Annotated in this window: 21 protein-coding genes, 1 other RNA gene and 1 pseudogene; 14 read left to right on the plus strand and 9 right to left on the minus strand. The window is 60.2% G+C overall.

What is annotated here, in order from left to right; genetic code table 11:
• Position 1: 1 nt before the first annotated feature.
• On the plus strand, positions 2-187 hold the full coding sequence (locus ACIPL2_RS05380) for a CcoQ/FixQ family Cbb3-type cytochrome c oxidase assembly chaperone (RefSeq protein WP_003175465.1): 186 nt from the start codon (positions 2-4) through the stop codon (positions 185-187).
• Positions 184-1167: a cytochrome-c oxidase, cbb3-type subunit III gene (gene ccoP / locus ACIPL2_RS05385; RefSeq protein ID WP_401353701.1), complete on the plus strand. Its 984-nt coding sequence runs from the start codon at positions 184-186 to the stop codon at positions 1165-1167. The genes ACIPL2_RS05380 and ccoP overlap by 4 nt, the downstream gene beginning before the upstream one ends.
• A 70-nt stretch (positions 1168-1237) precedes the next feature.
• Here ccoP and ACIPL2_RS05390 read toward each other — a convergent pair whose 3' ends face one another.
• Positions 1238-2260, minus strand: coding sequence for a metallophosphoesterase family protein (locus ACIPL2_RS05390; RefSeq protein WP_401353703.1), 1023 nt, complete (start codon positions 2258-2260; stop codon positions 1238-1240).
• A 236-nt stretch (positions 2261-2496) separates the two neighbouring features.
• On the opposite strand from ACIPL2_RS05390, the gene ACIPL2_RS05395 reads away from it, so the two are divergent.
• The 10 genes from ACIPL2_RS05395 (at position 2497) to ACIPL2_RS05440 (ending at position 11976) form a co-directional block, all read left to right on the plus strand.
• Positions 2497-2751 (plus strand): type II toxin-antitoxin system Phd/YefM family antitoxin, encoded by a 255-nt coding sequence (locus ACIPL2_RS05395; RefSeq protein WP_401353824.1) that lies wholly within the window; start codon positions 2497-2499, stop codon positions 2749-2751.
• A complete protein-coding gene (locus ACIPL2_RS05400; RefSeq protein WP_401353705.1) occupies positions 2752-3162 on the plus strand; it encodes a type II toxin-antitoxin system VapC family toxin in 411 nt (136 codons plus the stop codon).
• A gap of 207 nt (positions 3163-3369) precedes the next feature.
• The gene (gene ccoG / locus ACIPL2_RS05405) at positions 3370-4785 is read left to right on the plus strand and encodes a cytochrome c oxidase accessory protein CcoG (protein ID WP_401353707.1); all 1416 of its coding nucleotides are present in this window, start codon (positions 3370-3372) and stop codon (positions 4783-4785) included.
• A gap of 11 nt (positions 4786-4796) precedes the next feature.
• A complete protein-coding gene (locus ACIPL2_RS05410; protein ID WP_401353709.1) occupies positions 4797-5339 on the plus strand; it encodes a FixH family protein in 543 nt (180 codons plus the stop codon).
• 204 nt (positions 5340-5543) lie between these two features.
• Complete coding sequence (locus tag ACIPL2_RS05415) at positions 5544-7994, plus strand: heavy metal translocating P-type ATPase (RefSeq protein WP_401353711.1); 2451 nt, start codon at positions 5544-5546, stop codon at positions 7992-7994.
• A 22-nt stretch (positions 7995-8016) separates the two neighbouring features.
• Positions 8017-8235 (plus strand): cbb3-type cytochrome oxidase assembly protein CcoS, encoded by a 219-nt coding sequence (gene ccoS / locus ACIPL2_RS05420; RefSeq protein WP_059404569.1) that lies wholly within the window; start codon positions 8017-8019, stop codon positions 8233-8235.
• On the plus strand, positions 8228-8911 hold the full coding sequence (locus tag ACIPL2_RS05425) for a sulfite exporter TauE/SafE family protein (protein WP_401353713.1): 684 nt from the start codon (positions 8228-8230) through the stop codon (positions 8909-8911). The genes ccoS and ACIPL2_RS05425 overlap by 8 nt, the downstream gene beginning before the upstream one ends.
• A gap of 190 nt (positions 8912-9101) precedes the next feature.
• Complete coding sequence (hemN, locus tag ACIPL2_RS05430) at positions 9102-10484, plus strand: oxygen-independent coproporphyrinogen III oxidase (protein WP_401353826.1); 1383 nt, start codon at positions 9102-9104, stop codon at positions 10482-10484.
• A gap of 129 nt (positions 10485-10613) precedes the next feature.
• Positions 10614-11348, plus strand: coding sequence for a fumarate/nitrate reduction transcriptional regulator Fnr (gene fnr / locus ACIPL2_RS05435; RefSeq protein ID WP_401353715.1), 735 nt, complete (start codon positions 10614-10616; stop codon positions 11346-11348).
• 79 nt (positions 11349-11427) lie between these two features.
• Positions 11428-11976 (plus strand): adenine phosphoribosyltransferase, encoded by a 549-nt coding sequence (locus ACIPL2_RS05440; protein ID WP_401353717.1) that lies wholly within the window; start codon positions 11428-11430, stop codon positions 11974-11976.
• A gap of 113 nt (positions 11977-12089) precedes the next feature.
• Here the strand turns inward: ACIPL2_RS05440 and ACIPL2_RS05445 are convergent, their stop codons facing one another.
• From ACIPL2_RS05445 to dnaX, 5 genes are all read right to left on the minus strand, one after another.
• Complete coding sequence (locus ACIPL2_RS05445; protein WP_401353719.1) at positions 12090-13238, minus strand: acyl-CoA dehydrogenase family protein; 1149 nt, start codon at positions 13236-13238, stop codon at positions 12090-12092.
• Positions 13239-13412: 174 nt separating this feature from the next.
• Positions 13413-14015 (minus strand): recombination mediator RecR, encoded by a 603-nt coding sequence (gene recR, locus ACIPL2_RS05450; protein ID WP_033055661.1) that lies wholly within the window; start codon positions 14013-14015, stop codon positions 13413-13415.
• A gap of 78 nt (positions 14016-14093) precedes the next feature.
• Entirely contained in the window at positions 14094-15128 is a 1035-nt protein-coding gene (locus tag ACIPL2_RS05455) for an NADP-dependent oxidoreductase (protein WP_401353721.1), read from the minus strand.
• A gap of 263 nt (positions 15129-15391) precedes the next feature.
• On the minus strand, positions 15392-15730 hold the full coding sequence (locus tag ACIPL2_RS05460) for a YbaB/EbfC family nucleoid-associated protein (RefSeq protein ID WP_008028561.1): 339 nt from the start codon (positions 15728-15730) through the stop codon (positions 15392-15394).
• A gap of 67 nt (positions 15731-15797) precedes the next feature.
• Positions 15798-17870, minus strand: a complete 2073-nt coding sequence (dnaX, locus tag ACIPL2_RS05465) for a DNA polymerase III subunit gamma/tau (RefSeq protein WP_401353723.1) — start codon at positions 17868-17870, stop codon at positions 15798-15800.
• 144 nt (positions 17871-18014) lie between these two features.
• Here dnaX and ACIPL2_RS05470 point away from each other — a divergent pair, with 144 nt between their 5' ends.
• Entirely contained in the window at positions 18015-18767 is a 753-nt protein-coding gene (locus ACIPL2_RS05470; RefSeq protein ID WP_401353725.1) for a substrate-binding periplasmic protein, read from the plus strand.
• Between the two features lie 123 nt (positions 18768-18890).
• Here ACIPL2_RS05470 and ACIPL2_RS05475 read toward each other — a convergent pair.
• Positions 18891-20551: pseudogene (locus ACIPL2_RS05475) on the minus strand (putative bifunctional diguanylate cyclase/phosphodiesterase).
• Here ACIPL2_RS05475 and ACIPL2_RS05480 point away from each other — a divergent pair.
• A complete protein-coding gene (locus tag ACIPL2_RS05480) occupies positions 20450-20674 on the plus strand; it encodes a hypothetical protein (RefSeq protein ID WP_401353828.1) in 225 nt (74 codons plus the stop codon). The pseudogene ACIPL2_RS05475 and the gene ACIPL2_RS05480 sit on opposite strands and share 102 nt — an antisense overlap.
• 169 nt (positions 20675-20843) lie before the next feature.
• Here ACIPL2_RS05480 and ffs read toward each other — a convergent pair.
• Positions 20844-20940, minus strand: an RNA gene (ffs, locus tag ACIPL2_RS05485) — signal recognition particle sRNA small type.
• A gap of 260 nt (positions 20941-21200) precedes the next feature.
• Positions 21201-22367, minus strand: coding sequence for a putative zinc-binding metallopeptidase (locus tag ACIPL2_RS05490; RefSeq protein ID WP_401353727.1), 1167 nt, complete (start codon positions 22365-22367; stop codon positions 21201-21203).
• Positions 22368-22399 lie beyond the last annotated feature (32 nt).

Raw genomic sequence — 22399 nt, forward strand, 5'->3', positions numbered from 1 at the left:
GATGGATATCGGGATGATTCGTGGCCTGGGCACCGTTGTTGTGATGGTGGCCTTCATCGGTCTGGCGTTGTGGGTATTCAGCCCCAAGCGCAAGTCGGAGTTTGAAGACGCGACCTTGCTGCCTTTCGCGGATGATCCCGAAGCCATCAAGCACGTCGAGCAAGCTTCTAGGAGTAACAAAGAATGACTACGTTCTGGAGTCTGTACGTCACAGTCCTCAGTCTCGGCACCATCTTCGCCCTGACCTGGCTGCTGCTGTCCACCCGCAAGGGCCAGCGCAGCGAAGCCACCGAAGAGACGGTTGGCCACTCCTTCGACGGGATCGAGGAGTACGACAACCCACTGCCGAAATGGTGGTTCATGCTGTTCGTGGGCACCATCATCTTCGCCCTGGGCTACCTGGTGTTGTACCCGGGCCTGGGCAACTGGAAAGGCCTGCTGCCAGGTTACAACTACCTGGATAACGAGAAGCAGACCGCGTTCGCCAACGGCCAGAGCGGCTGGACCGGCGTTCACGAGTGGGAAAAGGAAATGGCCAAGTCGGACGCCAAGTTCGGCCCGATCTTCGCCAAATTCGCCTCCATGCCCATCGAAGAAGTGGCCAAGGACCCGCAAGCCCTGAAAATGGGTGGCCGCCTGTTCGCCTCCAACTGCTCGGTTTGCCACGGTTCCGACGCCAAGGGCGCTTATGGCTTCCCGAACCTGACCGACGCCGACTGGCGCTGGGGCGGTGAGGCAGAAACCATCAAGACCACCATCATGGGCGGTCGTCACGCTGTGATGCCGGCCTGGGCTGAAGTGATCGGCGAGCAAGGCGTTGCTGATGTGGCCTCGTTCGTGCTGACCAACCTCGATGGCCGCAAGCTGCCGGAAGGCACCAAGGCTGACCCGGTTGCCGGCCAGAAACTGTTCGCCGCCAACTGCGCGGTGTGCCACGGTCCGGAAGGCAAAGGGACGCCAGCCATGGGCGCACCTAACCTGACCCACCCGGCAGCGTTCATCTACGGTTCGAGCTTCGCTCAACTGCAGCAGACCATCCGTTACGGCCGTCAGGGCCAGATGCCTGCGCAAGAACAGCTGCAAGGCAACGACAAGGTTCACCTGCTGGCCGCTTACGTCTACAGCCTGTCTCACGGTGAGAAGGCTCCGGCGGAAGACGCCCAGTAAGGCAAACGCTTGCTGCAATAAAAAATGCCCTGTCATCTGACGGGGCTTTTTTTTGATCGGGAAACGGCGGTTATCGAACGGCCAAGGTGGCGATCAGCTGACGACTCGGCCAGTTGTTGCCATTGACCTGGTGCACCTTCAGCGTCTGGCGATCCGCGGCAATATCGGCGATCAGGTAGGTCTGGTTGGTCGCACCGCCGCTGAGAAACACCGGCACTTCACCGAAGTAGTCTCGGCGGTTCCAGCCGGTGTAGAGGCCTGGCTCCGTGTGCAGATGCCCAGCGAACACGGCGCTCACCTTGTACCGTTCGATCATGGTTTTGAAACGGGCAACCTGCTCGCTGCTGCCCTTCCATTGATCCGGCTTGTGCAGGTTGAGAATAATGATCTTGTCTTGACTGCGCGCACGTTGCAGATCGCGTTCCAACCAATCCAGTGCAGCTGAAATCTCGAACATGACCCTGTTCAACGGGAACCCCGAAGAAAAGTTAACGGTGTAAGTGGGTTCATTGTTTAGTTGAATCAGATGAACATCGCCCACCGCCTTGGAGTAGGCAAGGCTGCCATAATAAACCTTGGCTCCCTCCTCGCTTCGCGCAGCCAGATCCATACTGTCAACGTTGCCCCAATACTTATCCTTCAACGCCATAATGCTGTCGGCGGCGCAGTTGTTTTCTGGAAAGCTGCAATCATCCACATTGTTTTCGTAGTCATGATTGCCCAGTCCGTAATCGTAGTGGTCACCCAATGCGTTTTTCAGCAAGTTATTGACCATCGAGCGCTGGCCGCCATGCCCGAAGGCGGTCATATCGCCATTGATCATGACCGGAACCCTTGCAGGATCAACGCTGACGTTATTCCTGAAATTCGCCACATCGGAATACTGGGTTTCAATCAGCCATTGCGAACGCTTTTCTTTTTCCGACGTTGACTCATTCCAGCCGTGATCGGAACTTTCAGTCCATGGGTATTGTGGGTCCGAAGTAAATATCAAATGCCGTGGAAGGTAATCATCTTGTGCCGAATAAGCATTACCCATTGCAATACACAACAAGACGCCTGAAAGCATCTTGATCTTTTTATCAAGAAACATAGAAATCCTTTTCTATTGAAGTTCAAAAATATTCCACACAAAACAAGTGCGCTTCCAACTTATGCCATCGGCAAAACAAAACAAAGGCTTGGAAGTTCTATATTGATAGTTGTTGTTTCCACAACGTTACCGAATACCAACAACGACCGGTGGTCGAACTCTTGCACCTGGAGGTTGCGAGACGCACAACCTGGTAGTAACGTTTCTACATTGTTGATACAGGAGGGCCGACGATGATGGCCATCACCACCATTTCCAGTCGAGAATTCAATCAGGACACAAGTGGTGCCAAAAAAGCCACGCGTCAAGGGCCGGTTTTCATCACCGACCGAGGCAAGCCGGCCCATGTGCTGCTAAGCATAGAGGACTACCAAAAACTGACCGGTATCAATGCCGACATCGTCGAACTTTTGGTAATGCCAGAAGCGGCAGACATCGAGTTTGAAACCGAGCGCGCCGTCATTATTCATCGCCCCGTGGATCTGTCCTGAATGTTTCTACTCGATACCAACGTGATTTCTGAACTGCGCAAACCTCAGGCTGACGCGAACGTCGTCGCCTGGGCAAAAGGCATCATCGCGCCTCGCATGTTTATTTCTGCCATTACCTTGCAGGAACTGGAAATGAATGTTCTGCGCATGGAACGTCGTGACCCCGCACAAGGAAAGGTCTTGCGTACCTGGCTGAAGCGACATGTCATGCCGGCCTTCGATGGCAGAATCCTGCCGATAGATGCCGCCGTGGCCCTACGCTGTGCCAGTTTGCATGTTCCGGACCGTGCCAATGAAGGTGACGCACTGATCGCTGCGACCGCGCTGGTTCATGGGCTCACAGTGGTCACCCGTAACGTCAGCGATTTTCAATCCAGTGGTGTTGCCTTGATCAATCCATGGGACGAGTGAGTTCGCCCCCCCCCGCAAAACCATCCATAATTCACAAGTCAATTGATTCAAGTCATTACACCGTCAGTTGATTTCCACCAACGTGACCAAAGGTCGCACCCTTGAGCTAGAGCTACAGGCGTATCATTGGGCCACTGCAACACCTCTTTTTGACCGCGGTCGGCATGTACTGACCGAGGCATTTTTCCACTGCCGTGGGATGCAATGATGAGCAATCAGATTCCGGTACACGACGTTACCCCGCCCGCCAAGAACGCGAACAACAGCGTCGACCTCTACGCCTCTCGAGAAAAGATCTACACCCGTGCCTTCACCGGCCTGTTCCGCAACCTGCGGATGATGGGCGGCGCCGGGCTGTTCCTGCTGTATTTCGGTACGGTGTGGCTGAACTGGGGCGGTCACCAGGCCGTCTGGTGGAACCTGCCGGAGCGTAAATTCTTTATCTTTGGCGCGACCTTCTGGCCTCAGGACTTCATCCTGCTGTCGGGCATCCTGATCGTCAGCGCCTTCGGCCTGTTCTTCATTACGGTGTACGCCGGTCGGGTCTGGTGCGGCTATACCTGCCCGCAAAGTGTCTGGACCTGGATTTTCATGTGGTGCGAGAAGGTCACCGAAGGCGACCGCAACCAGCGCATCAAGCTCGACAAGGCGCCGATGAGCGCCAACAAATTCCTGCGCAAGTTCAGCAAGCATGCGATGTGGCTGTTGATCGGCTTCGTCACCGGCATGACCTTCGTCGGTTACTTCTCGCCGATCCGCGAATTGACCCTCGATTTCTTCACCGGCGAAGCGGATGGCTGGTCGTATTTCTGGGTCGGTTTCTTCACCCTTGCCACCTACGGCAATGCCGGCTGGTTGCGTGAGCAAGTGTGCATTTACATGTGCCCGTACGCGCGGTTCCAGAGCGTGATGTTCGACAAAGACACCCTGATCGTTTCCTACGACCCGCGTCGTGGCGAGTCCCGCGGGCCGCGTAAAAAAGGCGTCGACTACAAGGCTCTGGGCCTGGGCGATTGCATCGACTGCACCATGTGCGTCCAGGTGTGCCCGACCGGTATCGATATCCGTGACGGCCTGCAAGTCGAGTGCATCGGTTGCGCCGCGTGCATCGATGCCTGCGACAGCATCATGGACAAGATGGACTATCCGCGCGGCCTGATCAGCTACACCACCGAGCACAACCTGTCCGGGCAAAAAACCAATAAACTGCGCCCGCGCCTGATTGGCTATGCCACGGTGCTGCTGGCGATGATCGCGTTGCTGGTGACCGCGTTCTTCATGCGTTCGCTGGTCGGTTTCGACGTCAGCAAGGACCGCGTGCTGTACCGCGAAAACGCCGAAGGCCGGATCGAAAACGTCTACAGCCTGAAGATCATGAACAAGGATCAGCGCGACCACACCTATGTGCTGGAAGCCACTGGCCTGCCGGACCTCAAGCTGCAAGGCAAGCGCGAAATCAAAGTCGCCGCCGGGGAGATTTTCAGCCAGCCGGTCGAGTTGTCCAGTGCACCGGAACAACTGCCATCGAGCACCAACGAGGTGAAATTCATCCTCAAGGATGCCGATGACGCCAGCATCCACGTTGAAGCCAAGAGCCGATTCATCGGCCCACAAATTCGTTGAGAGAAGTGATCATGCCCGCAGCAAACGCCGCAAGTCCCTGGTACAAGCACCTTTGGCCGTGGATCATCATTGCCATCCTGGCCTGCTCGGTGACCTTGACCCTGTCCATGGTGACCATCGCGGTGAACAACCCGGACAACCTGGTCAACGACAATTATTACGAGGCCGGCAAAGGCATCAACCGCTCCCTCGACCGTGAACTGCTGGCGCAAACCCTGCTGCTGCGCGCCAGCGTGCATCTGGATGACGTGACCGGCGAAGTCGACCTGCGCCTGAGCGGCAACAGCCAGCCTAAAACCCTGGAGCTGAACCTGATCTCGCCAACGCAGCCGGAGAAGGATCGCAAGATCACCCTGGCCCGCAGCGAAACCGAAGAAGGCCGTTACATTGGCCAATTGAGCGACAAGGTCGACGGTCGTCGTTTTGTCGAATTGCTGGGCGTGCAGGACGACAAGACCTGGCGCATGTTCGAAGAGGAAACGGTCAACCACGACAAGGATTTGCTGCTCGGTGATGAACCGCTGCAAGGCGCGGAAGACCTGAAAAAGCCGTAGCCCTGTAGGACCCGTAGGCCCTGTAGGACCTGTAGGAGCTGTCGAGTGCAACGAGGCTGCGATCTTTTGATCTTGCTTTTTAAAAAACAGAATCAAAAGATCGCAGCCTCGTTGCACTCGACAGCTCCTACGGGGTGTACGGGTTATACGGGCATTACAGGTTTTACAGCGATAAGGCCCTCTCGGACGATATAGATTCTACTCATGACCACTCAACTTTCCTGCTACCACTGCGCCCTGCCCGTCCCGGCCGGCAGCCGCTTCACCGCTGCCGTCCTCGGGGAAACCCGCGAGTTCTGCTGCCCGGGTTGTCAGGCCGTCGCCGAGGCGATTGTCGCCGGTGGGCTGGAAAGCTATTACCAGCATCGCAGCGAGTCATCGGCCAACCCCGAAGCCTTGCCAGTGCAGTTGGTGGATGAACTGGCGTTGTACGATCGCGCCGACGTGCAGGCGCCGTTCGTTCGCCACGAAGGCGACCTCGCCGAAACCACCCTGTTGATGGAAGGCATCAGTTGCGCCGCCTGCGGCTGGCTGATAGAGAAACACCTGCGCGGCTTGCCGGCAGTGGCCGAAGCACGACTGAACCTGTCCAACCATCGCTTGCACGTGCGCTGGGCCGACGCGCAATTGCCGTTGAGCCAAGTGCTCAGCGAATTGCGCCACATCGGTTACGCCGCCCACCCTTATCAAGCCGACCGCGCCAGCGAACAACTGGCCAGCGAAAACCGCCTGGCCTTGCGCCAACTTGGCGTGGCCGGGTTGCTGTGGTTCCAGGCGATGATGGCGACCATGGCCACCTGGCCGGAATTCAACATCGACCTCAGCCCCGAGCTGCACACCATCCTGCGCTGGGTTGCGCTGTTCCTCACCACACCGATCGTGTTCTACAGCTGCGCACCGTTCTTCAAAGGTGCAATGCGCGACCTGCGGACCCGCCATCTGACCATGGACGTGTCGGTATCGCTGGCCATCGGCAGTGCTTACGTCGCCGGCATTTGGACTTCGATCACTGGTGTCGGTGAATTGTATTTCGATGCGGTCGGCATGTTCGCGCTGTTCCTGCTGGCCGGGCGTTATCTGGAACGTCGTGCCCGGGAGCGCACCGCCGCCGCCACCGCACAACTCGTCAATCTGCTGCCTGCCTCGTGTTTGCGACTCAGCGCCGACGGCCAGAGCGAGCGAATCCTGCTCAGCGAACTGCGCATCGGCGATCAGGTATTGGTGCATCCCGGCGCGATCCTGCCGGCCGACGGCAAGATCCTCGACGGCCAGTCGAGCATCGACGAATCGCTGCTGACCGGCGAATACCTGCCGCAGCCACGAACCCTCGGCGATGCCGTCACCGCCGGCACCCTGAACGTCGAAGGCGCATTGACCGTGGAAGTCCTCGCCCTCGGCCAGGACACCCGGCTGTCTGCCATCGTCCGCCTGCTGGACCGCGCCCAAGCGGAAAAACCGCGCCTGGCGGAAATCGCCGACCGAGCCGCGCAATGGTTCCTGCTGCTGTCGCTGATCGCCGCCGCCGTCATCGGCCTGATCTGGTGGGAACTGGATTCGTCGCGGGCCTTTTGGATCATGCTGGCGATGCTCGTTGCGACCTGCCCGTGCGCCTTGTCACTGGCCACGCCGACCGCTCTCACCGCCGCGACTGGCACACTGCACAAGCTGGGTCTTTTGTTGACTCGCGGCCATGTGCTGGAAGGCCTGAACCAGATCGACACGGTGATTTTCGACAAGACCGGCACCCTCACCGAAGGTCGGCTGGCGCTGCGCTCGATCCGTCCGCTCGGCACCCTCGACAGCGATCAATGCCTGAGCCTCGCCGCCGCGCTGGAAAACCGTTCCGAACACCCGATCGCCCGCGCCTTCGGCCGTGCGCCGCTGGCCGCCGAAGACGTCCACAGCACGCCGGGGCTTGGGCTTGAAGGCGTGGTCGGCGCGCAACGTTTGCGCATCGGCCAACCGGGTTTTGTCTGCGCGCTCAGCGGCGCTGTCGTGCCGTTGATGCCGGACGAAGCCGGCCAATGGCTGCTGCTCGGCGACAATGTGGGTCCCTTGGCATGGTTTGTCCTCGATGACCGTTTGCGCGCTGATGCGCCTGCCCTGCTGGCGGCGTGCAAGGCTCGCGGCTGGCGCACACTGCTGCTGTCCGGCGACACCTCGCCGATGGTCGCCAGCGTAGCCGCCGAACTGGGCATCGACGAAGCCCATGGCGGTTTGCGTCCGGACGATAAATTGCAGGTCCTGCAACAGCTGCACAAGGAAGGCCGCAAGGTGTTGATGCTGGGTGACGGGGTCAACGATGTGCCGGTGCTGGCCGCGGCCGACATCAGCGTCGCCATGGGCTCGGCCACCGACCTGGCGAAAACCAGTGCCGACGCGGTGTTGCTGTCGAACCGTCTCGATGCGCTGGTGCAGGCCTTCAGTCTGGCGCGGCGCACCCGTCGGGTAATCATCGAGAACCTGCTGTGGGCCGGGTTGTACAATGGCCTCATGTTGCCGTTCGCCGCCCTTGGCTGGATCACGCCGGTATGGGCCGCGGTCGGCATGTCCATCAGTTCGTTGACCGTGGTGCTGAACGCCCTGCGCCTGACTCGGATGCCGAGCGCGCCTGTCGTCAATGCCACGCCAGAAACCCGCCCGCTGCCGGCCTGAGCCGCGCGGGCATGGAGTCCAGATGCCAGCTCTCTACGTGATGATCCCGGCCGCGCTGCTGATCGTGGCCATCGCTATCTACATTTTCTTCTGGGCGGTCGACAGCGGTCAGTACGACGACCTCGACGGCCCGGCCCACAGCATCCTCTTCGACGATCAGGACCCGAACCACACGGCAGCGGTCGACGAGGCCAGCGGCCATCCGGCCAAACCGGACGACAAGGCCCCACCCCATGCTTGAACTGGCGCCCCTGTTGGTGTCTGCGGTGATCCTCGGCCTGCTCGGTGGCGGTCATTGCCTGGGCATGTGTGGCGGCTTGATGGGCGCGCTGACCCTGGCGATTCCCAAGGAACAACGCAGCCGACGCTTTCGCCTGTTGCTGGCTTACAACCTGGGGCGAATTCTCAGCTATGCGACGGCCGGCCTGCTGATCGGCCTGGCGGGCTGGGCGGTGGCCAACAGCCCGGCGGCGATGTTCATGCGCATCCTCGCCGGACTGCTGCTGATCGCCATGGGCCTGTACCTGGCGGGATGGTGGAGCGGCCTGACTCGCATCGAAAGCCTCGGTCGCGGTCTGTGGCGGCATATCCAGCCGGTCGCCAACAAACTGCTGCCGGTGTCGAGCGTCCCACGCGCGTTGCTGTTGGGCGGGCTCTGGGGCTGGCTGCCGTGCGGGTTGGTTTACAGCACGCTGCTGTGGTCGGCCAGTCAGGGCAATGCGCTGGACAGCGCGTTGCTGATGCTCGCGTTCGGGCTGGGCACCTGGCCGGTATTGCTCGCCACGGGCCTGGCCGCTGAACGGGTCACGGCGTTGTTGCGCAAACGCAGCGTGCGCATGACCGGTGGCTTGCTGGTGATGCTCTTCGGCCTCTGGACTTTGCCGGGTCCGCATCAGCATTGGTTGATGGGGCACTAAATCGGCGGCGCTCGCATCGCGAGCAGGCTCACTCCCACATTGGAATGCATACCCCTGTGGGAGCGAGCCTGCTCGCGATGAGGCCATCACTGCCAACCCAGATCGACCGTTGATGCAAATCAAGATGCCGCAATCCCACTCCCCCTAGACTCGCTGACACTGCCAGCCTATCCGGGGGAATGCCCGCATGATGCTCGACGCCATTCGTTGGGACACCGATCTGATCCGCCGTTACGATCTGGCGGGCCCGCGCTACACCTCGTATCCGACCGCCGTGCAATTCGACGGGCATGTCGGCACCTTCGACCTGTTCCATGCGCTGCGCGAAAGCCGCAAGGCCCTGCGTCCGTTGTCGCTGTATGTGCACGTGCCGTTCTGCGCGAACATTTGCTACTACTGCGCCTGCAACAAAGTCATCACCAAGGACCGCGGCCGGGCCCTGCCCTACTTGCAGCGTCTGGAGCAGGAAATCCAGCTGATCGCCTGCCACCTCGACCCGGCGCAGAAAGTCGAGCAGCTGCACTTCGGTGGCGGCACGCCGACCTTTCTCAGCCACGATGAACTGCGCCAGTTGATGGCGACCCTGCGCAAACACTTCAATTTGCTCGACGACGATTCCGGCGACTACGGCATCGAAATCGACCCTCGCGAAGCCGACTGGTCGACCATGGGCCTGCTCCGCGAACTGGGCTTCAACCGGGTCAGCATCGGCCTGCAAGACCTCGACCCGGCAGTGCAACGGGCGGTCAATCGCCTGCAAAGCCTGGAAGAAACCCGTGCGGTGATCGAGGCCGCGCGGACCCTGCAATTTCGCTCGATCAACATCGATCTGATCTACGGCTTGCCGAGGCAGACACCGGAGAACTTCGCCCGCACCATCGATGAAGTCATCAACCTGCAACCGGACCGGCTGTCGGTGTTCAACTACGCGCACCTGCCGGAACGTTTCATGCCGCAACGGCGGATCAACAGCGAAGAACTGCCGACGCCGGCGCAAAAACTGGACATGCTACAGGGCACCATCGAGCAGCTGACCGCCGCCGGTTACCGCTACATCGGCATGGACCACTTCGCGCTGCCCGACGACGAGCTGGCGATTGCCCAGGAAGAATCGACCCTGCAACGCAACTTCCAGGGCTACACCACCCACGGTCATTGCGACTTGATCGGCCTCGGCGTGTCGGCCATCAGCCAGATCGGTGATTTGTACTGCCAGAACAACAGCGATCTGAATCAATATCAAAACACCCTGGCCTCGGCCCAATTGGCCACCAGCCGCGGGTTGGTCTGCAACGCCGATGATCGCCTGCGACGCGCGGTCATTCAGCAACTAATTTGCAATTTCAGCCTGGAATTCGCCCAGATCGAACACGCCTTCAACATCGACTTTCAGGGTTACTTCGGCGATCTCTGGCCCGCGTTGCAGAGCATGGCCGACGATGGCTTGATCGCGCTCGATAATGAACGGATCACCGTGCTGCCCGCCGGCCGCTTGTTGGTGCGTTCGGTGTGCATGGTGTTCGATGCGTACCTTGAACAGCAGAATCGCCAGCGGTTTTCTCGGGTGATCTAGCCATCACCTCACTGGCCGCTTGGCGAAAAGCTGGCTTTACCACCCTGCGGCAAAATAGCCGCGTGCCTGAATGTCCTCCCGTGGGTTACCCTTACGGCTTATGTGTGTTTTCCCACAAGGATTGAAGAAATGTCCGAGCCAGTAAAACTGCGCGCTCATAGCCAGGCCCATTGCAAGGATTGCAGCCTGGCCCCCCTCTGCTTGCCACTTTCTCTGAATCTGGAAGACATGGAGGCGCTGGACGAAATCGTTAAACGTGGCCGCCCGTTGAAAAAAGGCGAGTTCCTGTTCCGTCAGGGCGATACGTTCGATTCCGTTTACGCAGTACGCTCTGGTGCCCTGAAGACCTTTAGTCTCAGCGATGGCGGCGAAGAACAGCTCACCGGTTTTCACCTGCCGAGTGAACTGGTCGGCCTGTCGGGCATGGACACCGAAAAACACCCGGTCTCGGCGCAAGCCCTGGAAACCACGTCGGTGTGCGAAATTCCTTTCGATCGCCTTGACGAACTGGCCCTGCAACTGCCGCAACTGCGCCGTCAGTTGATGCGGGTGATGAGCCGCGAGATTCGCGACGATCAACAGATGATGCTGCTGCTGTCGAAGAAAACCGCCGACGAACGCATCGCCACGTTCCTGGTCAACCTGTCGGCCCGTTTCCGCGCCCGGGGGTTCTCGGCCAACCAGTTCCGCCTGAGCATGTCGCGCAACGAAATCGGCAATTACCTCGGGCTGGCGGTGGAAACCGTGTCCCGGGTGTTCACGCGCTTCCAGCAAAACGAACTGATCGCCGCCGAAGGCAAGGAAATCCACATCCTCGACCCGATCCAGCTCTGCGCCCTGGCCGGCGGTTCGCTCGAAGGCTGATGGCGGCACCTGCGGCTGAGCGAAACGGTTCAGCCGCCGGTATACTGCGACGTTTGCAGCCTCCCAGGACATCTCGACGATGCTCATCGAATCCTTCGACATCAAATCCCTGATCCGCCCCGTGATCGACTTCCCCAAGTCGGGCGTGATCTTTCGCGACATCACCCCGCTGTTCCAGTCGCCTACGGCCCTGCGCGTGGTGATGGACAGTTTTGCCCACCGTTACGTCGAGGCCGACTTCACGCACATCGGTGCGATGGACGCTCGGGGATTCCTGATCGGTTCGGTGCTGGCTTATCAGTTGAACAAGCCGCTGGTGCTGTTCCGCAAGCAAGGCAAACTGCCGGCTGACGTGTTGGCCGAGGGTTACGCGACCGAGTACGGCGAAGCCTTCCTCGAAGTGCATGCCGACAGCCTGTGCGAGGGCGATTCGGTGGTGATGTTCGATGATCTGATCGCCACGGGCGGGACGTTGATTGCGGCGGCGAACCTGATTCGTCGGATGGGTGCGCGGGTTCATGAAGCGGCGGCGATCATTGATCTGCCGGAATTGGGTGGGTCGCAGCGGCTGGAAGCGCTGGGGATTCCGACGTTTTGCCTGACGCAGTTTGCGTTGAGCGAGCAGTAAGGCGGCGTCTGCAAGGACGCCTTCGCGGGCAAGCCTCGCTCCTACAAGGACAGCGCAAAACCTGTAGGAGCGAGGCTTGCCCGCGAAAGCGTCAGCCGCCACACCACAAAAACTCAAAGCCCCATCTGCTTACTGATGATCTCGTTCATCACTTCCCGCGTTCCCCCGCCGATCGACAGAATCCGGTTATCCCGGTACAGCCGCTCCACCAGGCTTTCACGCATGTAACCCAACCCGCCCAAAATCTGCACCGCATCCGTGGTAATCCGGTCCGCCGTGTCGGTCGCAAAATTCTTGGCCATGGAAATCTCCTTGATCACGCTCTGCCCCGCCGCCATTTTCGCCGCCTGGCGATAGGTGAATTCCCGTGACACCTCCAGCGCCGTGGCCATCTCGGCGAGGCGATGCTTGAGCACCTGGAACTTGCCGATGGGCTTGCCAAAGGCTTCACGCTGGCGCACCCATTTCAGGCTCTCCTCCAGCGCAAGCTGTGCGGTCATGTTGGCCATCAGCGCCAGGGCCAGACGTTCGCTTTGGAAATTGCCCATGATGCAGGCGAAGCCCATGTTCTCGGCGCCGATCAGGTTTCCTACAGGCACCTGGCAATCGTCGAAGAACAGTTCGGCCGTGTCCGACGCCCACCAGCCCATTTTCTTCAGCTGTCGGCCCACGGTGAAACCGGGGGTGCCTTTCTCGATCAGCAGCAGGCTGATGCCGCCAAAACCCGGCGCACCGGTGCGCACCGCGACGGTGTAGAAATCCGCGCGGACGCCGCTGGTGATAAAAGTTTTGCTGCCGTTGACCCGGTAGACATCGCCGTCACGCACGGCGCGGGTTTGCAGGTTGGCGACGTCCGAGCCACCGCTCGGTTCAGTCACGGCCAGTGCGCTGATCTTCTCGCCGGCCAGGACCTGCGGCACTACGCGATCACGGACTTCCGGCCGAGCCCACTTGACGATCGGCGGCAAACCGATATCCAACGAACCGAGCCCTGCCACCAGCCCGCCTGAGCCACAGCGCATCAGCTCTTCGCTGGCGGCTATTTTGGCGAACAGGTCGCCTTCGTGACTGCCGCCCAGGGCTTCGGGATAGCCGATCCCGAGAATCCCCGCCGCACCGGCCTTGAGGTAGAGCTCACGGGGGAAGCTTTCGGCTTCTTCCCACTGGTCGATGTCCGGGAGGATCTCACGCTCGACGAAACGTCTGACGCTGTCGCGGACCAATTGGTGGCTGGGGTCGAAGTATTCCTGAAAGGCAGGCATCGGCGAACTCCACTGAAGGTTCAGCGAAGTTAACCGAGCGCTTGCTTGGTTTTCAACAGGATTGTGTGAATCAGGTAAACCGAGGCGCGTCCTTCGCGGGCAAGCCTCGCTCCTACAGGGACACCGCAAAACCTGTAGGAGCGAGGCTTGCCCGCGAAGGCGTCGGTGCAGTCACTACAAAGCGATCGGTTTACGCCCGGCAAACGAATGCGCCAACGTCCCGCCATCCACCAATTCCAGCTCACCGCCCAACGGCACGCCATGGGCGATACGCGAGGCGATCAAGCCTTTATTGCTAAGCAACTGCGCGATGTAGTGCGCCGTCGCCTCACCTTCCACGGTCGGGTTGGTAGCCAGGATGACTTCAGTGAACGTGCCCGCCTCTTCGATCCGCGCCAGCAGCTGCGGAATGCCGATAGCTTCCGGCCCGAGGCCGTCGAGCGGCGACAGATGGCCCTTGAGCACAAAGTAGCGACCACGGAAACCGGTCTGCTCCACCGCGTAAACGTCCATCGGGCCTTCCACCACGCACAGCAAGGTGTCGTCGCGACGGGTGTCGGCGCATTGCGGGCACAGATCGTCTTCGGTCAGCGTGCGGCACAAGCGGCAGTGGCCGACCCCTTCCATGGCCTGGCTCAGCGCCAGTGCCAGGCGCGAGCCGCCGCTGCGATCACGTTCGAGCAACTGCAACGCCATGCGTTGAGCAGTTTTCTGACCCACACCTGGCAAAATTCGCAGGGCGTCGATCAGTTGGCGAATCAAAGGGCTGAAGCTCATGGGGAAAAGTCCGACAAAACAACGAGACGCGGTTTATACCCGCGCCTCTGTTTAGCGTCAAATTGCAGCGTTAATTACTCAGTCCTGAGCGACCCGCACCACCAGTTTGCCGAAGTTGCGTCCTTCCAGCAGACCGATGAACGCCTCGGGCGCATTTTCCAGGCCATCGACCACGTCTTCGCGGAATTTCACCTTGCCATCGCGCACCCACGGCGCCATCGCGCTGATGAATTCCGGCTGACGGTCACCATAATCGTCGAACACGATGAAACCCTGGATGCGTACGCGTTTGGTCAGCAACGTGCGCTGCAATTGCGGCAGGCGATCCGGCCCGGTCGGTGCTTCGCTGGCATTGTACGAAGCAATCAGGCCACAGAGCGGAATCCGCGCCTTGGGATTGAGCAACGGCAGCACCGCGTCAAAGACCTTGCCGCCGACGTTTTCGTAATAGATATCGATGCCCTGGGAGCACGCCTGCGCCAGTTCATCGGCGAAATTAGGGCTTTTGTGGTCGATACAGGCATCGAAGCCCAGCTCTTCGACCACATAACGGCACTTGTCGGCGCCACCGGCGACACCGACCACGCGCAGTCCCTTGATCTTCGCCACTTGGCCAACCACAGAACCCACTGCGCCGGACGCGGCGGCAACCACCAGGGTTTCGCCGGGTTTCGGCTGGCCGATGTCCATCAGGCCCATGTAGGCGGTCATGCCCGGCATACCCAGCACGCCGAGCGCCATCGAAGGGCTCGGCAACCCCGACGGGATCGGAATGAGCGCGCGACCGTCACTGACACTGTGGCTTTGCCAACCGGTGGCACCGACCACCAGATCGCCTTCGTGGAATTTCGGATTCAGCGAACGCTCGACCCGGCTGACCGCCCCGCCGGTCATGACCTCGCCGATTGCTACCGGCGCGGCGTAGGACGGCGCGTCACTCATGCGCCCGCGCATGTAGGGATCCAGCGACAGGTAAAGGGTCTTGAGCAACACCTCACCGTCGGCCAGGTCCGGCAGCGCGATCCGCTCCAGGCGAAAATTCTCCGGGGTCGGCGCGCCTACCGGGCGGGACACCAGGACGATACGTTGGTTGAGGGTCAATGCTTGTGGCATGTGAGCGTCTCCTTTTGATCGATGAATGGGGCGGTATAGGGGAGCAGACCGTTGTGCAGGTTTCGCGTTCGATGTTTCTGTCCGAGACCGCGTCGACTTCTTCGCGAGCAAGCCCGCTCCCACATTCGACCGAGTTCCAATGTGGGAGCGGGCTTGCTCGCGAAGGCGGCCTGACAGGCACCACCTATCCAACAGGCGGATACAAAAATGCCAGGCGCGATGCCTGGCATTTTTTTGTAGCCCATCCGACGCGCTTTAGCGAATCAGAATGGCAGTTTCATGCCCGGTGGCAATTGCATGCCAGCGGTCATGCCGGACATTTTGTCCTGGCTGTTGGCTTCGATTTTGCGCACGGCATCGTTGACGGCGGCGGCGAAGACCGCTTCCAGCATCTCTTTGTCGTCTTCGCTCAGGCCTTCTACCAGGCTTGGGTCGATGGTCACGCGCTTGACGTCGTGACGACCGGTCATCACCACGGTGACCATATCGCCACCGGCCTTACCGGTGACTTCGGCGTTGGCCAGTTCTTCCTGCATCTTGGCCATTTTTTCCTGCATCTGCTGCGCCTGCTTCATCAGGCCGGCCATGCCACCTTTCATCATGGTAATCACCTCAAAAGTACTTGGATAAAAACAGCGCCCGGCCCTGTCGGCCGAACGCCTTCAGTTATTAGCCCTGACTGACCAGAGCGTCGACAGGTTCAATAGTATCGTTACGGATCACCGCACCGAACTGCTGCATCATTTGCTGGATGAACGGATCACCGTGGATCGATTCCTCGGCCTCGCGCTGACGGTCGACACGCCGGCGGGAAGCGGCCTGGGCCGGGGTTTCCTGCTCGGGCTTGATCAACTCTATGCTCAGGCTCAACGTACGCCCGTGATACTGGTTCAGCGCATCGTTGAGGCGACGTTGCTGGGTCGCGTTGAACAAGGCGCTGTGCGCCGGGTCCAGGTGCAACAGCCAGTTGTCGCCATCGACGGCGATCAGCGTGCAGTTGGCGGCGATGCTGCCGGTCATGCCGGAGATCGGCAGTTTCGGGAACAGTTCCAGCCATTGCAGGGCCAGACCGGTGGCCGGCATGGCCGCCGGTTCAGGCTCGGGTTCAGCCGCAGGCTCCGCGGTGTGCTCGCTCGCCAGTTCGTCAAGGTAACTGTAGGCCGAATCCATGTCCGGTTCGATATAGTCCTCGTCCAGCGGCGGCTCGTCGTCCGGCTCTATGCCCGGCGTGGCGGCATCGACGTCGGCCACGGAGGGTTCCGGAATCGGCGCGGCGGCCCACTCCGGTGCGTCCGGGACCACGCTGTCAGGTGTCGGCAACGGCATCGACGGCAAATCGGGTTGCTCGCCGGCCGTTTCCAAAACCGGCTCGACGGCGGGCTGCTGGATGACGTCGGGTTCTACCGGGTCATTCCAGGGCAAATCGACAACGGCTGCGACCGCTACGGGCTCAACGACGGGCTCAGGCTCGACGACGGCCGCAACCGGCTCAGGCACTGGAGCCACCACCGGCGCGGCGACAACGGGAGCAACGGGTGCCACTGCCGCAGCGACTACCGGCGCGACAACGCGCTCGGCAGCCACGGAGTTTGCGGAATCAACTGTGGCCTGGCTGATCCCCACTGTCTTTAGCGGCTGACTCGGGGCATCCGCCGTATCCGCCGGCCTGAACGCGAGCATGCGCAGCAGAACCATTTCGAAGCCACCACGGGGATCCGGTGCCAGCGGCAAGTCGCGACGCCCGATCAGGCCCATCTGGTAATAGAACTGCACATCTTCGGCCGGCAAGGCCTGGGCCAGTGCCAGCACCCGATCACGGTCGCCATGGCCGTTGTCGACGCCTTCAGGCAAGGCCTGGGCGATGGCAACGCGGTGCAGCACGTTGAGAATTTCCGAGAGCACGCCATTCCAGTCCGGGCCTTGCTCCGACAGATGCCGCACAGCTTCGAGCAATGCCTTGGCATCGCCTTCGATCAGCGCATGCAGAACGTCGTAGACCTGACCGTGATCCAGCGTCCCGAGCATCGCCCGTACGTCGGCGGCCATGACCTTGCCTTCACCAAAGGCGATCGCCTGGTCGGTCAGGCTCATGGCGTCGCGCATCGAACCATCGGCGGCGCGGCCCAGCAACCACAGGGCGTCGTCTTCGAACGGTACGTTCTCGACACTGAGCACGTGGGTCAAATGCTCGACCACGCGCTCCGGGGTCATGTTCTTCAGGGAGAACTGCAGGCAGCGCGAAAGAATCGTCGCAGGAAGTTTCTGCGGATCAGTCGTGGCCAGGATGAACTTGACGTAGGGCGGCGGCTCTTCGAGGGTTTTCAGCAGCGCATTGAAGGAATGGCTGGAGAGCATGTGCACTTCGTCGATCAGGTAGACCTTGAAGCGCCCGCGGCTCGGGGCGTACTGCACGTTGTCGAGCAGCTCGCGGGTGTCTTCGACCTTGGTCCGGCTCGCGGCGTCGATCTCGATCAGGTCGACGAAGCGGCCTTCATCGATTTCACGGCACACCGAGCACTCGCCGCATGGCGTCGAAGTGATACCTGTTTCACAGTTCAGGCATTTGGCGATAATCCGCGCGATGGTGGTCTTGCCGACCCCGCGAGTGCCGGTAAACAGATAGGCGTGGTGCAGCCGCTGGCTGTCCAAGGCATTGATCAGAGCCTTGAGCACATGGGTCTGGCCGACCATTTCGCGGAACGAGCGCGGACGCCATTTACGTGCAAGAACCTGATAACTCATCGAAAACCGTCGCAACTAAGGAACAGAAGCGGCTAATGCTATCGGAGCACCGCCAAAATTGCATCCGGTGCGCTCGTCTAATCTGGCTAAGATGGTCGTTGGGGGGCTTTTATCGGCTCGGGGTTTATCAGTACCGGAGCATTTATGCGGCTGGCCTTGGGGGCATTGCTGTTGATCAGCCTGAACGTCACGGCCGCTGGAGCGCCGTTGCGCTTCGTGGTGCCTGACAGTTGGGCGATGCCGATGGTGCAGCTGGAACGTGGCAAGCCGATCCAGGGCATCCTGTACGACGTAATGGTCAGCCTGGCGACCCAGGTCGGCGTCCCGGCCGAATTTCACGTACTGCCCCGGGCACGGGTGCAAAACGCCATGGAACACGGCGAGGTCGATATCCGCTGCTATGCCGCACAATCCTGGCTGCCGAATCAGTCTGGCGACTACATCTGGAGTATTCCCCTGTGGACTCAACCCGATGTATTGATCAGCCGCAAATCCCCGTTGACTGCGGTGATTGCGGCCAACCTGCCGCCACAATCGATCGGCACAGTGCTTGGCTACAACTACCCGACGCTGCAACCGCTGTTCGACGCCGACCGGCTACGTCGCGAAGACGCGCGCAATCAGGAGCAGGTGCTGGAAAAACTCCTGGCCGGTCGCTATCACTATGCCGTGAGCAACCAATGGACCCTGGAGTGGTTCAACCAGCGTCTGTTGCCCGACCGACAACTGCAAGGCGTGGCCGTGTTGCAGACCCAAAATGTCGGTTGCTACGTGCGCAACGATCCCAAGGTGCCGGTGCAGCGCATCTTGCGCACCTTGCTGCGAATGAAAATGTCCGGCGAGATCGATGACATTATCCGGCTGTATGTGGGTGGTGAACCGGTAGCCAGCCCATAATCCTGTGGGAGCGGGCTTGCTCGCGAATGCAGTGTGTCAGGCAACGGTGGTGTTGACTGATACACCGCATTCGCGAGCAAGCCCGCTCCCACATTTGTTCTTCATATGCCTGACAAACGAGGCTCAGCCGGTTTGATCGAACACCTGCCATTGCGCTGGCGCGACAAACCGTTCGACCCAGCCCGGCACTTCGGCGGGTGGCATTGGCCGGGCGATGAAATAGCCTTGGGCAACGTCGCACCCCAGGCGCAGCAGCAATTGACCGTGTTCGAGACTTTCCAGCCCTTCGGCGATCACTTGTCGACCAAACGCATGAGCCAGGCCAATCACGGCGGTGGTCAGGGCCAGGTCATCGCGATCATTGAGAATGTCGCGGACAAAGGACTTATCGATTTTGATGGTTTCGGTTCGCAATCGCTTGAGGTGGCTCAGGGACGAATAACCGGTGCCAAAGTCCCCCAGCGAAAACTGCACCCCCAGCGCCTGACAGGCCTGCAAACAGACGCTGACATGCTGAATGTTCTCGACGGCCACCGACTCGACGATTTCCAGATCAAGCATCTGCGGCGCGACCTGGGTATGCCGGGCGAGTACCTGGCTGAGCCGTTCGACGAAATCCGCGCGCTGAAAATGCCGCGCCGCGATGTTGATGCTCACCGGCCAGTGCTTCCCCGCTTGTTGCCAACGGAGCAACTGCGACAAGACCTGATCCATCACCCATTCGCCGATATCGATGATCAAGTCGGTCTCTTCGACCGGCGGTAAAAACTCCCGGGCAGACACGATGCCGTTTTCCGGATGCTCCCAGCGCAACAACGCCTCGAAACCGACGACCTCGCCACTGCGCATGTTCACCTTGGGCTGGAAATGCAAACGCAGTTCGCCCATGACCAGCGCCTGACGCACTCGCTCAACCGTCTGGTGAGTGGCCTTGACCTCCTGATCCCGGGTCACGTCGAACACATGAAAACGATTGCGCCCGTTCTGCTTGGCCACGTACATGGCCTGATCCGCGTGACGCAAGAGCATTTCGGCATCTTCGTTATCATCAGGGAATAACGTCACGCCGATACTGGCAAACACATTGATGGGCTTGCCGTGCAGCGAGTACGGCGCCGAGATTGCGCCGAGCACCCGGTTCAATGCTGCGCGCAATTCCGACAGGTCATGCACGTAACGCAGGACCAGCACGAACTCATCACCGGCCAGCCGGGCCACCACATCTTCGCCGCGCAATATGTCGCGCAAGCGCTTGGCCACTTCTACCAGCAACAGATCACCGCTGGCATGCCCATAACCATCGTTCACGGCCTTGAAACCGTCGAGGTCGAGCATGCACACCGCCATCGGGATTTTTTCCTGCCGGGAAAACTCCAGGGCCTGATCCAGCAGATCCGAGAGGAACGCGCGATTCGGCAAGCCGGTCAGCACGTCATGCCCAACCCGCCATTGCAGGGAATGCAGCAACTGGCGTTTTTCGCTGACATCAAAACGAATCGACAGGTAACGGTCGACCTGTCCGGTGGCCTCATCAAGCACCGGCACCATGGTGCTGTCGACCCAATACAGGCTGCCATCCTTGGCGCGATTACAGATTTCGCCCTTCCAGATGTTACCCAGGGCGATAGAGCGCCACATGTCGGCGAAGAAATCAGCCGAGTGCAGCCGGAATTGAGGAGACGATGGTTCTGCCCGAGCAGTTCGTCACGGTGGTAACCGGACACGGCGCAGAATTGATCGTTGACGTAGGTGATCCGACCCGTCAGGTCGGTCTCGGAAAAAATCGCTGCGGCATCCACAGCCCTGCGGTATTTCTCATCCATGAGTCAAAGCTCGCTGTCACTAGCGGTGGTACCGATGAACATTTAAAACTTGGATCCAACGCGCGGATGCTACCGCAAAGTTGACGGCTTCGGTTGATCCGTCTCAACCGAACATCTGAAGCCTGCGCTTTACGTACCGTTTTAAAAATCGGAAACGACAAAACACCGCCTTGGGCAAGACCCTTGGCAGAGCAACAAGAATGTGAATTTGGCAGATAACGCGAGCGTGCCTCGCGGTGCGTTATGGAGGCAACCCCACCAGCCACACCCCGGCACACAATGTTCCCGCTGTGGCTGCTTCCTTCCGGATCTGACCAGGTTCACGGGTAATCGTTGCGGGGGGACCGATGGGGTCACCATAACGACGCTCACCTGACGGCGAGCCGCGCCATTGTACCTATCTGAGACGAAGTTACAACCGTTCGGGCAGATTAAAAAACATGAGCTGCTTCAAGGACATGCATTGCGCTGGAAATGAGCGCCCTGTAGGAGCGAGCTCGCTCGCGATGGACGTTAACGATAACGCTTGCTGTCTGGGTTAACGCGTTGGCTTCAGGTTTTTCGCGAGCGAGCTCGCTCCTACAGGGCCGAACGCAGCCTTCGGCAGCTGCTACAGGTCTTGCACCACGTCATCGGCCTTGCCGCCCTCTTGCTGGATCACCAGGTGGATGAAGTGCAATTTGGCGATCACCGCGGGCGGCAGGACGAACGGGTAGAAATCCGGTTGGCCCATGCTGTGCGACAGTTCATTGAGCATGCCGGCCAACTCGATCCACGCATTGACGAACGACAGAAACGCCGCGCCGCCGGGATGCTGCGGGTCGTAAAGGGTGCTGGACGGGAAAGGCTGGTAGTCGAAGTCCATGTCCCGGGCACTCATGCCAAACCCCAACGCCGTGTCCACCGCGTCCATCATGTGCAGGTAATGAGCCCAGGTTTCGGCCCAATCCTCCCACGGGTGCATGGTCGCGTAGGCGCTGACGTAATCCTGCTGCCAGTCGAGCGGCGCACCTTGCTGATAATGCCGTTCAAGGGCATCGGCGTAGCTGGCGCGCTCGTCGCCGAACAGGCCGCGAAACGGTTCGAGCCAATGGCTGTTGGCGATCAGCCGGTCCCAATAGTAATGCCCGACTTCGTGCCGAAAGTGTCCGAGCAGCGTGCGATAAGGCTCGTGCATTTGCACCCGGACCTGTTCGCGATGGGCATCGTCGGCTTCTTTGATGTCGAGGGTGATCAGGCCGTTGGCGTGCCCGGTGGTCGGCGGCTTGCCTTCGAGGTCGACGCCGATGACATCGAACGCCAGGCCCGTCTCTTCATCCACGGTTTTGGGGATCACCTGCAAACCCAGGCTGACCAACTGTGCAACCAGGCGCCGCTTGGCGGTTTCGACCTTGCGCCAGCGTTCAGGGTTTTCCGCTATCGACAGGTCGGGAATGGTGCGATTCAGGCTACAGGCGATGCACAGCGCATCGTGGTCATTGGCGGGCAGCAACCAATTGCAGGCTGCCGGCGAATCGAGGTTGGCGCAGCGGCGGAATACGCCAGCTTCGGGATCGGCGTCAAGCAACCAGGTGTCCGTCTGCGGCCCCGGCTGCAGCGAAGACAAGCGACTCTGTTCAGGCTGATAGCCCAGCGCCGCCGAACAGGCCAGGCACTGGCTGTTGCGAAAGAACAGCGACTGTCCGCAGCGGCAATGCCAGACCTTGCTGTTGCGCGAACGCTCGCCCATGAAGGGCGCGGCGATGCGCGAGCTGAGCTGTTCGAAGAAGCGGTACATGGCGATCTCTCCTTGGGGCTTGCCAAGACTAG

The organism is Pseudomonas sp. NPDC086251, assembly GCF_044746405.1.
Lineage (GTDB): Bacteria > Pseudomonadota > Gammaproteobacteria > Pseudomonadales > Pseudomonadaceae > Aquipseudomonas.